9 protein-coding genes are annotated in these 12,671 nt (G+C 63.7%); 6 read left to right on the top strand and 3 right to left on the bottom strand.

The genetic code is table 11. The annotated features are described in order from the left end of the window. The first annotated feature begins 289 nt into the window (after positions 1 to 289). The 3 genes from LB523_RS13425 to LB523_RS13435 all read left to right on the top strand — a co-directional run bounded on the left by LB523_RS13425 (position 290) and on the right by LB523_RS13435 (position 3,799). Positions 290 to 1,282 carry an adenosine kinase gene (locus LB523_RS13425; protein ID WP_224603200.1) on the top strand — a complete coding sequence of 331 codons (993 nt, stop codon included), beginning with the start codon at positions 290 to 292 and terminating at the stop codon, positions 1,280 to 1,282. A 262-nt stretch (positions 1,283 to 1,544) separates the two neighbouring features. Beyond that, the gene (locus LB523_RS13430; protein WP_140846681.1) at positions 1,545 to 2,255 is read left to right on the top strand and encodes an antitoxin Xre/MbcA/ParS toxin-binding domain-containing protein; all 711 of its coding nucleotides are present in this window, start codon (positions 1,545 to 1,547) and stop codon (positions 2,253 to 2,255) included. Positions 2,256 to 2,635: 380 nt separating this feature from the next. After that, positions 2,636 to 3,799 carry a porin gene (locus LB523_RS13435; protein WP_140846668.1) on the top strand — a complete coding sequence of 388 codons (1,164 nt, stop codon included), beginning with the start codon at positions 2,636 to 2,638 and terminating at the stop codon, positions 3,797 to 3,799. Between the two features lie 102 nt (positions 3,800 to 3,901). Here LB523_RS13435 and LB523_RS13440 read toward each other — a convergent pair whose 3' ends face one another. Beyond that, positions 3,902 to 6,181, bottom strand: coding sequence for an NADP-dependent malic enzyme (locus LB523_RS13440; RefSeq protein WP_224545128.1), 2,280 nt, complete (start codon positions 6,179 to 6,181; stop codon positions 3,902 to 3,904). Positions 6,182 to 6,316: 135 nt separating this feature from the next. Next, a complete protein-coding gene (locus LB523_RS13445; RefSeq protein ID WP_140846640.1) occupies positions 6,317 to 7,504 on the bottom strand; it encodes a glycosyltransferase in 1,188 nt (395 codons plus the stop codon). 167 nt (positions 7,505 to 7,671) lie between these two features. On the opposite strand from LB523_RS13445, the gene mutS reads away from it, so the two are divergent. The 3 genes from mutS to LB523_RS13460 all read left to right on the top strand — a co-directional run bounded on the left by mutS (position 7,672) and on the right by LB523_RS13460 (position 11,580). Then, positions 7,672 to 10,404 (top strand): DNA mismatch repair protein MutS, encoded by a 2,733-nt coding sequence (gene mutS, locus LB523_RS13450; protein ID WP_224603201.1) that lies wholly within the window; start codon positions 7,672 to 7,674, stop codon positions 10,402 to 10,404. Between the two features lie 77 nt (positions 10,405 to 10,481). Further along, positions 10,482 to 10,946 carry a DUF1348 family protein gene (locus LB523_RS13455; RefSeq protein ID WP_224526995.1) on the top strand — a complete coding sequence of 155 codons (465 nt, stop codon included), beginning with the start codon at positions 10,482 to 10,484 and terminating at the stop codon, positions 10,944 to 10,946. A gap of 64 nt (positions 10,947 to 11,010) precedes the next feature. Next, on the top strand, positions 11,011 to 11,580 hold the full coding sequence (locus LB523_RS13460) for a TetR/AcrR family transcriptional regulator (RefSeq protein WP_224603202.1): 570 nt from the start codon (positions 11,011 to 11,013) through the stop codon (positions 11,578 to 11,580). Between the two features lie 9 nt (positions 11,581 to 11,589). Here LB523_RS13460 and LB523_RS13465 read toward each other — a convergent pair whose 3' ends face one another. After that, positions 11,590 to 12,399 carry an MBL fold metallo-hydrolase gene (locus LB523_RS13465; RefSeq protein WP_224603204.1) on the bottom strand — a complete coding sequence of 270 codons (810 nt, stop codon included), beginning with the start codon at positions 12,397 to 12,399 and terminating at the stop codon, positions 11,590 to 11,592. Positions 12,400 to 12,671 lie beyond the last annotated feature (272 nt).

Consider the following 12,671-nt stretch of genomic DNA (forward strand, 5'->3'; position numbering starts at 1 on the left):
TCTGCTGCGGGAACGATCCGCTTTGTTGTTACGCAATTGCTGACGGAATACCGCCACTCACTTTTCCTGGAATTGCTTCTAGCCCATGGCGGCGCGGAAATGTTTCGATCGCCGCGAAACCATAGCGGCGAAGGCCGCGGTCGATATGGGCCAGTTCGACACGAACGCTGCCGCAGCCGGCGCTTCGCAAACAATGGCGATTTTCGGGGTAGGCAAAGCAATGCCAAGTCGCTAGACCCGCGCCCGGCCGGCATGCCAGATAGCCGGGCAGCCCTTGGCGGAGATTTTGATGCCGGAATATGACGTGCTTTGCATCGGCAATGCCATTGTCGACATCATCGCGCAGTGCGACGAAGCTTTTCTCGAGACCAACGGCATCATCAAGGGCGCGATGAACCTCATCGACGCCAGGCGCGCCGAACTGCTCTACAGCCGCATGGGTCCGGCGATCGAGGCTTCCGGCGGCAGCGCCGGCAACACCGCGGCCGGCGTCGCCAGCCTCGGCGGACGGGCCGCTTTCTTCGGCAAGGTGTCGAACGACGCGCTGGGCGAGATCTACACCCATGACATCCACGCCCAGGGCGTGGCCTTCGATACCGCACCGCTCAAGGGCGAACCGCCGACGGCGCGCTCGATGATCTTCGTCACGCCCGACGGCGAGCGTTCGATGAACACCTATCTCGGCGCCTGCGTCGAGCTTGGCCCCGAGGATGTCGAGGCCGACAAGGCCGCCGGCGCCAAGGTGACTTATTTCGAAGGCTATCTGTGGGATCCGCCGCGCGCCAAGGAAGCCATCCGGCAGACGGCGAAGCTGGCGCATGCGGCGGGCCGCGAAGTGTCGATGACGCTGTCGGATTCCTTCTGCGTCGACCGCTACCGCGACGAGTTTCTCGAGCTGATGCGTTCGGGCACCGTCGACATCGTCTTTGCCAACAGCCACGAGATCAAGTCGCTCTACCAGACCGCCTCCTTCGAGGAGGCGCTCGCCGCCATCCGCAAGGATTGCAGAATAGCCGCCGTCACTCGTTCTGAAAAAGGTTCGGTCATCGTGCGCGGCGACGAGACCGTCATCATCCAGGCGACGAAGATCAAGGAGCTGGTCGACACGACCGGCGCCGGCGATCTCTACGCTGCCGGCTTTCTCTACGGCTACACGACCGGCCGCAGCCTCAAGGACTGCGGCGATCTCGGCTCGCTGTCGGCCGGGCTGGTGATCCAGCAGATCGGCCCGCGCCCGCGCCAGAATCTGCGTCGCGAAGCCGAGCAAGTGGGGCTGCTTTAGAGCTGCCCAATAAGTACCGTTGCGTTACCGCCAACAGGGTCAAAACCGGCTTCTCTGTCGCGCCCCTGTCATAGAGCGCTCCTACACGCAAACTGAGGCGTACTGCGACTGACATTGCGGCACGCCAAACCAGGGGTGTGAAGATGCGTGCCAGCAACCTGCCGGGCCGCGGCGTTCGTTGCCGCCGCAGTTTTTGCTTTCCGCAATAAGAATTTCAGCATCGGCCGGCGCCTGGGAGGAGCGCGGGCCGCAAGACAGATTCATGACCAGATTCCAGAACTCGTCCGACGGGATTTCACAAGAGGCGTTGGCAGGCCTGGTCGCCGAGGCGGTGCAGCAGGCGCTGACGCAGCAGGGCGTCATGCTGGGCGCCGAGGCGCTTGCTTCAGCAAGCAAGATCGCGGGCCATGTGGCTGCCGCCCTGCCCTTCCTGCCGCAAGCACAGCGCCTTGCCATCAGCTCCTTCAAGGGTGAGTGGACCGACCTTGCCTCCGACTTCTTTCGTGCGATGACGAACAAGGCCGCGAGCGACGGCCCGGCCATATCCGGCCGCGCTCTTGAGCGCTCACCGCCGAAATCGGAGACAGAGAGGCCTGCGGCGCAGCCGATCGCCGAGCGGGCCGCGGAGCTCCAATCGATGCTGATCGAGGATTGGGCCGGCGAGGTCGCCGGCTCGACCTATCTGGAAGAGAAGCTCCGCATCCCGCGTTCCACGCTGCATCGCTGGCAAAGACGCGGCGAGGTCGTCGCGTTGCGCAAGGGCGGCCGCAAGCATGTCTTCCCATTAGCCCAATTCGTCGACGGCAGGCCGGTTCCCGGGATCAGCGACGTGCTTTCGGCGATCGCCAATCCGAGACTTGCCTGGTTTTGGCTGACCCGACCCTCGCCCGAGCTCGACGGCCGCATCCCCATCGAGATGTTACGGGAAGACATGGTCGAGGACGTGCTCCGCGCGACACGTACTCTATCCTGACTCCTGTTTCGCGGAGTCGATTTTTCTATGCTTATCTGGATTTTTAGAAAACTTGTCCGGCAAATCGCTTGTCATAAAACTGTAATAATTGGCACATTTGGCACATTGTGCAGGTTACCTGACGTTCCGATTGTACTTATTGTTCAGAATGTTCCATCTTTGCATTTATGTGACGTGATATTTACGCAACAAGACTTCTACAAGAGTTCAAAAAGCCGCCTTTCCGACACAACCCCTGTTGTGTGAGGCCAACGATTAGGCCATGTCCAAGGCGAAGAAGCGGCGCCGGTGCGCGTGCTTTTTCAACGATGGGGACGGGGGTGGCAAAGCCGAACGGCACGTCAGGCCTGTCTTGAACCTTTGACTGGAGATTCAAGAAAATGAACATCAAGAGCCTTCTACTCGGCTCCGCTGCGGCTCTGATCGCAGTTTCGGGCGCCCGCGCCGCCGACGCGGTCACCGTCGCCGAGCCGGAACCGGCCGAATACGTGAAGATCTGCGACGTCTATGGCGCCGGCTATTTCTACATCCCCGGCACCGAGACCTGCCTGCGCGTCGGCGGCTACATCCGCTATGACGCCGGCTTCGGCGACGTCGGCACTTTCGACGGCCGCAAGACCACCGACGTTCAGGACGGCGACTCGCAGAACAGCTGGAACAAGAACGCCCGTTTTAACCTGAAGACTTGGACCGGCCAGGAGACCGAGCTCGGCACGTTGAAGACCTATACCGAGACGCGTTTCAACTTCAAGAATGGTGGCCCGACGAGCACGCCAACGCTGAACTTCGCTTGGATCCAGCTCGGCGGGCTGCGCGTCGGCAAGGACGAGACGCCTTATGACTCGTTCATCGGCTATGCCGGCAACGTCATCCAGGACACGACCATCCCGTACGGCATAAAGGACACCAATGTCGTCAGCTACTACTTCGATGCTGGCAGCGGCTTCTCGGGCGTGATCTCCCTTGAAGAAGGATCGGACGTTACAGGTCTTGCTACCGGCACGGGTACGGGCGTTATCGCAGGCACGATCGACAGCTACGTTCCGCATGTCGTCGGCGGTCTGAAGTATAAGGGCGACTGGGGTGCGATCACCGGCGTCGTTGCCTATGACAGCAACTACGAAGAAGTGGCCGGCAAGGTTCGCCTGGATGTCAATGTCACCAAGGAACTGACGCTGTTCATCATGGGCGGCTACGGTACGGACGATAACTTCCGCGACGCGGGTAACGCCATCAACACCCATGGCCGCGGCTTCTACAAGCCGTGGGGCGGCAACTGGGCTGTCTGGGGTGGCGGCACCTACAAGTTCGACGCCAAGACTTCGTTCAACCTCCAGGCTTCGGCTGACGACGACAAGAACTACGCCGTGGCTGCGAACATCGCCTACAGCATCGTTCCGGGCTTCACGATCACAGGCGAAGTTGATTGGGACCATTTCGGCAGGTTTGACGATGGGATCGGTGACACCAATGTCGTCGACTGGACCAAGGCCGACAAGAAGAACAGCGTCGGCGGCATCGTTCGCTTCCAGCGCAACTTCTGATCGGACTGGCGATCTCAGGGAAGGCTCGCGGCATCGCCGCGGGCCTTTTCCAATTCCAAACGTTGGCGATGTGGGCAAACGCCTCGTCAGCAAACGCCTTCGTCAGTTGCCCGCCGTATAAGCTGCAATTGCCGCCATATTGACGATGTCGCTGTCTTTGGCATTCAGCGACACAATCTGCACCGGCTTGTTGAGGCCGACCAGCAGCGGGCCGATGACGGTCGAGCCGCCGAGCTCCTGCAGCATCTTGGTCGAGATCGAGGCCGAGTGGAATGCCGGCATCACCAGCACATTGGCCGGTCCCGTCAGGCGAATGAAAGGATACTGCGCCATGGCGCGCGGGTTCAGCGCCACGTCGGCGGCCATCTCACCGTCATACTCGAAATCGACGCGGCGCTTGTCGAGGATGCGCACCGCTTCCTGCACGCGCTCGGAACGCTCGCCCTGCGGATGGCCGAAGGTGGAATAGGCGAGCATAGCGAGCCTTGGCTCGTAGCCCATGCGGCGGGCAAAACCGGCCGCCTCCTCGGCGATGTCCGCGATCTGCTCGGCGTTCGGCATGTCGTGCACGGCGGTGTCGGCGACCAACACGGTGCGGCCGCGCGCCAGCACGATCGAGACGCCGATGACGCGGTGGCCCGGCTTGGCGTCAATGATGCGGCGCACGTCGTCGAGCGCGGTGGAATAGTTGCGGGTCACACCCGTGACGATGCCGTCGGCGTCGCCCAGCGCCACCATGCAGGCGGCGAAATGGTTGCGGTCGTTGTTGATCAGCCGCTGGCAGTCGCGGAACAGGAAACCCTTCCGCTGCATGCGCTCGTAGAGATAGTCGGTGTAGATGCCGTTGCGGCGCGACAGCCTGGCGTTGATGATCTCGATGCCCGGCTTGTTGAGGTCGATGCCGGCATTGCGGGCATTGTCCTTGATGACGTCGTCGCGGCCGAGCAGGATCGCCGTGCCGAGCCTCTGGTTCACATAGGAGACGGCGGCGCGCATCACCTGCTCCTCCTCGCCCTCGGCAAAGACGATGCGCTTGGGCTGGCGGCGCACACGGTCGTAGATGCGCTGCAAGGTCGAGGCGATCGGGTCACGGCGCGCGGACAGTTCCTGCGCATAGCGGTCGAGATCGAGGATCGGCTTGCGGGCGACGCCGGATTCCATCGCCGCCTTGGCCACCGCCAGCGGGATCGCCGAGATCAGGCGCGGATCGAATGGCACCGGAATGATGTAGTTGGGGCCGAATTTCGGCCGGTTGCCCTGATAGGCGGCGGCAACGTCGTCCGGCACGTCCTGGCGCGCCAGCTCGGCAAGCCCCCTGGCGGCCGCGATCTTCATCTCGTCGTTGATGGTGGTGGCGCGCACATCCAGCGCGCCGCGGAAGATATAGGGGAAGCCCAGAACATTGTTGACCTGGTTTGGGTAGTCGGAGCGGCCGGTGGCCATGATGGCGTCGGTGCGGATCTCGGCCACTTCCTCCGGCGTGATCTCCGGATCGGGATTGGCCATGGCGAAGATGATCGGGTTCTTGGCCATCGACTGCACCATGGCGGTGGTGAGCGCGCCCTTGGCGGACAGGCCAAGGAAGACGTCGGCGCCGTCCAGCGCTTCGGCCAGGCTGCGCGCCTCGGTCTTGACCGCATGCGCCGACTTCCACTGGTTCATGCCTTCGGTGCGGCCTTGGAAGACCACGCCCTTGGTGTCGCATAGGATGATATTTTCGGGCGAAAAACCCATCGCCTTCATCAATTCGATGCAGGCGATGCCGGCGGCGCCGGCGCCGTTGCAGACCATTTTTGTGGTCTTCATGTCGCGGCCGGTGATCTCCAGCGCGTTGATCAGCCCGGCGGCCGAGATGATGGCCGTGCCATGCTGATCGTCATGGAAGACGGGAATGTCCATCAGCTCGCGCAGCCGCTGCTCGATGATGAAGCACTCGGGCGCCTTGATATCCTCGAGATTGATGCCGCCGAAGGACGGCCCCAGGAAGCGCACGCAATTGATGAACTCGTCGGCGTCCTCGGTCGCCACTTCGAGGTCGATCGAATCGACATCGGCGAAGCGCTTGAACAGCACCGCTTTGCCTTCCATCACCGGCTTCGAGGCCAGCGCGCCGAGATTGCCAAGGCCGAGGATGGCGGTGCCGTTGGAGATGACGGCGACCATGTTGCCGCGCGCCGTATAGTCGAAGGCGCGGCTCGGATCCTCAGCGATGGCGCGCACGGGAACGGCGACGCCCGGCGAATAGGCGAGGCTCAGATCGCGTTGCGTCGCCATCGGCTTGGTGGCGACGATCTCCAGCTTGCCGGGCCGTCCCATGGCGTGGAACTCCAGCGCCTCCTCGGGACTGACGGAGGGGCCGCTGCTTTCCGTTTTCCTGGCCATGTTGCTGACGCTTCTCCCACCATTTCGCGCTCTTGAGGCGCATTGTTTTGAATTACCCGCTTAAGGGTACACGCCGCCGCTGTAAACCGCCAAGCGATCCAGCGATTTTGTTCCTCCGTTGGCAGAGACAAGCTGTCAAATCTTGCCCGATGAGATCGCGGCAATCTCGCGCAGGTGCTCGCGTACCGGGGCCCACCGCGTCAGCCCCGAGGTGCCGGCGAACGGCCATTCGGAGAAAGGCGGATCGTTGCTTCCCATGCGCTGCTTAAGCGCCGAGAGATAGGCCATCAGTTCCAGCCGTTGCGCCCGCACCCTTTCCAGCGTGCGGCCACGAATCTCCTCGCGCGGGATGGCGCGGTCGCGAAGTCGCTCGACCGCGCGGCGGATTGCGGCCGGCTCCGGCTCGGCGATCAGGCAATAGTCCGGATCGAAATAGACGTCGCGGCCGCCGATGCTCGGCGTCGAGACGATCGGCAGGCCGGCCAGCAGATACTCCATGCTGGAATACATCGCCCCTTCCACCGCCGACAGGCAGAGCCCGACCGCGGCCCGGTTATAGACGCGGTTGACCTCGTAAGGCGGCATCCGCCCGGGCAGGCCGTCAACAAGCGGATTGGCGATGCTGTGAAGCGGCGATTGCGCCTGCAGCCGGCGGATGAAGGCGCGGTCGCCGGCCGGCGGCAATTCGCCGATCGAGGACGTCACATGGACCAGTCTTTCGATCTCGAAGGCGAGGTGGTGCCGCTTGGTGTGCGAGATACGGCCATTGTAGACGGCATCGTACTCGACCGGCACGTCCGGCAGCGGCCGGAAGACGTCTTCCGAAATCATCAGATTGTGATTGGAGAAGATCGCTGTGCCGCCAACGCCTGCAATCAGACGGCGCTCTTCCTCTGTGTTGCAGAGGAAGATCAGGTCATGGTGGGGGCAGACCGCGGCGAACCACGCGAGATCCTTGCGTATCTGCTCGACGACGGTGGGCCTCTCCAGCGTCCAGTTCGGCATCAGAAGGAAGGTAGCGCGCGCTGGCACCATGCGCCGGCAGAGGGCAGCGAGTGCGTAGAGCGGGCGCCGGCCGCCGACAGGTATGTAGAGGATCAACGGATCGCGACTGAAGACATGGACGGGTATGTCGATGCCGCCATCGAGGCCGGAGAGCGGCCCGCGCGTCGGCAGGATGAAGGGAAACCGTGTCCGCACCCACGCCCTGATTTTGGTTCTGGTACGGTTGGCGCGGTTGGTGGCAAGAAGCCGCACCCGCCTGAGCGGCGAGCCGACCGGGCCGACCATCTCCTCGAACGTCTCGTGTCCGTCCTTCTTCATCGCCCCGCTATCTTCTCCTGACCCCGAACGATCCATATGTCGGCCGGCGGCATGAGGCAACACGCCCCCGTGCGCCCATCCTGCTGATGGCGGCAACCGTCCACTCGTCCCCCGTTTTTGCAACCGCCGGCATTAAACCGCCCGCTCACATCTGCTAGCGTGCCGGGATGGATATGCGTACCCCGGAAGAACACAACGCCACGGCGGCACCGGCACCGTTTGCCACGGCCGGCGTCACGCCGATGATGGAGCAATTCATCGAGATCAAGGCGGCGAACCCGGATTCGCTGCTGTTCTACCGCATGGGCGATTTCTACGAGCTGTTCTTCGACGACGCGGAGAAGGCGAGCCAGGCGCTGGGCATCGTCTTGACCAAGCGGGGCAAGCACCAGGGCAATGACATCCCGATGTGCGGCGTGCCGGTGCATGCGGCGGACGACTATCTGCAGAAGCTGATCGCGCAAGGCTTTCGCGTTGCCGTGTGCGAGCAGATCGAGGACCCGGCCGAAGCCAAGAAACGCGGCTCCAAATCGGTGGTGCGCCGCGACGTGGTGCGGCTGGTCACGCCAGGCACCATCACCGAGGACAAGCTGCTCGCGCCCTCGGAATCGAGCTTCCTGATGGCGCTCGGCCGCGTGAAGGGAGGCGCGACCAGTCAAGCCGGCTTCGCGCTGGCCTGGATCGACATTTCGACCGGCGCCTTCCGCGTTGCGGAGACGAGCGCCGAGCGGCTGCTTGCCGACATCTTCCGCGTCGACCCGCGCGAGCTGATCGTCGCCGAGCCGGTTTTCCATGATCCGGAGCTCAGGCCCGTGTTCGACGTGCTGGGCCGCGTCGCCAATCCGCAGCCGCCGTCGCTGTTCGATTCGGCCTCGGCCACCGGACGCATCGCGCGCTTCTTCGAGGTCGCGACGCCGGACAGTTTCGGCACATTCTCGCGCGCCGAGTTATCGGCGATCTCGGGCGCCATCGCCTATGTCGAAAAAACGCAAAAAGCCGAACGTCCGCCGCTGTCGCGGCCCGAGCGCGAGGAGCAGGGCTCGACGCTGTTCATCGATCCGGCGACGCGCGCCAACCTGGAACTGCTGCGCACGCTGTCCGGCAACCGCGACGGCTCGCTGTTCAAGGCGATCGACCGCACGGTGACGGGGGGCGGCGCGCGACTGCTCGCCGACCGGCTGATGGCGCCGCTGACCGATCCAACAGCAATCGCGGCTAGGCTGGATTCGGTGTCGTTCTTCCGTTCCGAGATGCGGCTCTGCCAGGGCCTGCGGACGAGCCTCAAAAGCGTCGCCGACATGCCGCGCGCGCTGTCCAGGCTGGCGCTCAACCGCGGCGGACCGCGCGACCTGGGCGCGCTGCGCGCCGGCTTCGAGGCGGCCGGCGCGATCGCCGAATTGTTCGCGGGGGCCGATCTGCCCGCCGAGCTCGCTGCGGCACTGGCCGCGATCAAAGCCTTGCCCGAGGAGCTTGCCCGCCACCTCAGCGAAGCGCTCGACGACGAGCTGCCGCTGATCAAGCGCGACGGCGGCTTCGTGCGGTCGAGCTACAATGCCGAGCTCGACGAGATGCGGGCGCTGCGCGACGAATCGCGAAAGGTGATCGCCGGGCTGGAGCGCTCGCTGATCGAAGAGACCGGCATCCGCTCGCTGAAGATCCGGCACAACAATGTGCTCGGCTACTACATCGAGGTCACCGCCAATCACCATTCGATCATGACCGGCAGCGACGCCGCCAAGGCGCGCTTCATTCATCGCCAGACCATGGCCAACGCCATGCGCTTCACCACGACCGAGCTGGCGGAGCTGGAATCGAAGATCGCCAACGCCGCCGACCGGGCGCTGAGCACCGAGCTCGCCGCTTTCGACCGGCTGACCGCGGAAGTGGTGGGCGAGGCCGAACGGATCCGCGCCGGCGCCGACGCGCTTGCGGCTCTGGATGTTTCGTCGGCGCTGGCATTGCTTTCCGAAAGCGAGGGCTGGTGCCGGCCGCTGGTGGATTCGAGCCTCGCCTTCGAAATTGCCGGTGGGCGTCACCCGGTGGTCGAACAGGCGCTCAGGCGTTCCGGCGATGGCCCGTTCGTCGCCAATGATTGCGACCTGTCGCCTCAGGGCGGCGCCAAGGCCGGCGCGATCTGGCTGCTCACCGGCCCGAATATGGGCGGCAAATCGACGTTCCTCAGGCAGAACGCGCTGATCGCCATCCTTGCCCAGACCGGTTCCTTCGTGCCGGCGCAAAGCGCCCATATCGGCGTGGTCGACCGGCTGTTCTCGCGCGTCGGCGCCTCGGACGACCTGGCGCGCGGCCGCTCGACCTTCATGGTCGAGATGGTCGAGACCGCGGCGATCCTCAACCAGGCCGGCGAGCGGGCGCTGGTCATCCTCGACGAGATCGGCCGCGGCACGGCAACTTTCGACGGCCTGTCGATCGCCTGGGCGGCGGTCGAATATCTGCATGAGAAGAACCGCTGCCGGGCGATTTTTGCCACGCATTTCCATGAGATGACGGCGCTGGCGGGCAAGCTCCCCCGGCTTCACAACGTCACCATGCGGGTGAAGGAATGGGAAGGCGACGTCGTCTTTCTGCACGAGGTCGGCAAGGGCGCGGCCGACCGCTCCTACGGCGTACAGGTGGCGCGGCTCGCCGGCCTGCCGGAAGCCGTCGTTGCCCGCGCCAAGGAAGTGCTGCACCAGCTCGAAGAGGGCGAAGTCTCGGGCAAGACCAATCGGCTGGTCGACGACCTGCCGCTGTTTTCGGTGGCGGTGAAACGCGAAGCGGCGAAGCCGGTCAAAAGCGATGCGCTGGGCGACGCGCTCGGCGCGATCAATCCCGACGAGATGACGCCGCGCGAGGCGCTGGAGGCGCTCTACCGGCTGAAGGGGCTGGCAACGAAGCAGTAGAACCAGGCGTGGCCTTGACCCATTGTACCGATCGCTACAATGTCGGTTATCGACGATCGGAACCGACAGGAGATTTCATGAGCCGTCCGCCATTGCCGCCCTTCACGGCCGAGACAGCGGCGCAAAAGGCGCGCCTCGCCGAGGATGCATGGAACAGCCGCGACCCGGAACGGGTCTCGCTCGCCTATACCGAGGACAGCAGATGGCGCAACCGGGCCGAGTTCATCTCGGGTCGCGGCGAGATCGTCGATTTCCTCAAGCGCAAATGGGCGCGCGAGCTGGATTATCGCCTGATCAAGGAGGTCTGGACCTGGAATGAAAACCGCATCGCGGTGCGCTTCGCCTATGAATGGCGCGACGACAGCGGCCACTGGTTCCGCTCCTACGGCAACGAGAACTGGGAATTCGACGAGGCCGGGCTGATGCGCCGGCGCGTGGCGAGCATCAACGACCTGCCGATCACGGAACGCGAGCGGAAGTATCATTGGCCGCTCGGCCGCCGGCCGGACGACCATCCCGGCCTTTCGGAACTCGGGCTTTAGAGCATGACCCAAAAAATTGTGCAGCGGTTTTGGAAAAGATAATGCTCGAACAAGAACACTAAGCATGCGGCGCATCGCTCCGGACCACGACCAGTTGCTGGCGATCGTGGCCGAGGTTTTCCGCGAGCACGGCTATGAGGGCGCCAGCCTGGCCCTGATCGGCGAGGCGGCGGGGCTCGGCAAGGGGAGCCTTTACCACTTCTTTCCGGGCGGCAAGGAAGAGATGGCGAGGGCCGTCATTGCCCATATCGACGGCTGGTTCGAGGACAATGTATTTGCGCCGCTGCGCGACGGCGGCGATCCGTCGGCCGGGATCGAGCAGATGCTCGCGGCGACGGACAGCTACTTCCGCTCCGGGCGCCGGGTCTGTCTCATCGGCGCCTTCGCACTGGAGGCATCCCGCGACCTCTTCGCCAGCCAGATAAGGGACTATTTCGGCCGTTGGGTCGCGCACCTCGCCGATGCGCTGGCGCGAGTTGGGCATGGGAAAACCGAAGCCGTCGAACTGGCGGAGGAAACCGTCGCCGCCATCCAGGGCGCGCTCACCCTTGCCCGTGCCGCTGACGATGCCGGGGTATTCTCCCGTACGCTGCGCCGGCTGCGCACGCGGCTCGGGCTGTCGGCCAAGACCTAGCCCCAGTTCCTACAGAGGTTCGAAGCGGTAGCCTGTCTCGGTTCGGGAAATCCGGCCGACGCCCGGTGAATCGAGATGCGCTCCTGCAACGCACCAGGCATTGTCGGCGGCAAGGGCCAATATACGCAACCGGGTTGCCCGTGCCTGTTCCTGATCCGCGTCGAACTCCCACGCGACCTCCGGCCGATCGAACTGAAGCGACGGAGCATGCACGAGGTCGCCCCAGACCAGCAATGTTTCGCCGTGGCTCGCAACACGAAAGCAGGTATGGCCGATTTCATGACCCGGCGCGGCGATCGCCTCGATGTTCGCACTCAAGTGCTGTCCCGGATCCAGAGGCTGCGCTCGGTCATGGAAGCGGCTCAACCTCGCTTCCAACCGGAACATGTCGAGCTCGGCTCGAGGGACAAGTAAGCGGGAGAGCTGCGGGAAACCGTCCCTGCCATCCGGAAGGATGAGCCCTTGGATATGGTCGAGATGGGTGTGGGTGAAGGCGACAGTGTGTATCCGATCGACGGCGATGTTCGCCTCGCTCAGCGCCTGCGGCAGAAAGCCCATCGTCGGGTGCCAGGCGTTCGAGGATCCGGTATCGATCAGCGTGATGTCTTCGCCGTCGTCGATGGCAAAGGCATTGACCGACAATCGGAGCGCGCCGTCGAAGAGCGGCACCTGCGGCGGCAGATCGTCGCCGAAAGGCTTGTCTCCCGGCTGGCGCAGTCTCCGGACGGGCATGTCGACGTAACCGTCGCGCAGCGAGGTGACCGTCAAGTCGCCGATTTTATAGGTCGCGTAATGAGGTCCGGCTGAAATTCGTTCCAATGCCTGCTCTCTTTCAAACGCGCATCCCGACGCGAGGTTTTCGGTTATTCCCTCGACAGGGATTTTGAAAGGTTGCCGTTTGTCTTGGTGCTAGATTTTCCGTTCATTTCCGTGAAATCATCGCAAACGCCGGGGATTGGTTGAAGCCGCCGCAACCTCGTCATTCTATGGCGGAGCAAGGAGCGAAGCGACGCGGCGCAGACCATAGAATCCTGTGTGTTGGTTCTGGTGTATGGTTGAAGTGGGAAGGAGACCGAATGAATCCTGGTCGT

The organism is Mesorhizobium sp. ESP-6-4, assembly GCF_020164735.1.
GTDB lineage: Bacteria > Pseudomonadota > Alphaproteobacteria > Rhizobiales > Rhizobiaceae > Mesorhizobium.

Bases quoted from the DNA above. Each gene is read 5' to 3' on its own strand.
- LB523_RS13455 (WP_224526995.1), top strand. From the start codon at position 10,482: ATGAGCCGTCCGCCATTGCCGCCCTTCACGGCCGAGACAGCGGCGCAA.
- mutS (WP_224603201.1), top strand. From the start codon at position 7,672: ATGGATATGCGTACCCCGGAAGAACACAACGCCACGGCGGCACCGGCA.
- LB523_RS13460 (WP_224603202.1), top strand. From the start codon at position 11,011: ATGCGGCGCATCGCTCCGGACCACGACCAGTTGCTGGCGATCGTGGCC.
- LB523_RS13445 (WP_140846640.1), bottom strand. From the start codon at position 7,504: ATGAAGAAGGACGGACACGAGACGTTCGAGGAGATGGTCGGCCCGGTC.
- LB523_RS13440 (WP_224545128.1), bottom strand. From the start codon at position 6,181: ATGGCCAGGAAAACGGAAAGCAGCGGCCCCTCCGTCAGTCCCGAGGAG.
- LB523_RS13435 (WP_140846668.1), top strand. From the start codon at position 2,636: ATGAACATCAAGAGCCTTCTACTCGGCTCCGCTGCGGCTCTGATCGCA.
- LB523_RS13430 (WP_140846681.1), top strand. From the start codon at position 1,545: ATGACCAGATTCCAGAACTCGTCCGACGGGATTTCACAAGAGGCGTTG.
- LB523_RS13425 (WP_224603200.1), top strand. From the start codon at position 290: ATGCCGGAATATGACGTGCTTTGCATCGGCAATGCCATTGTCGACATC.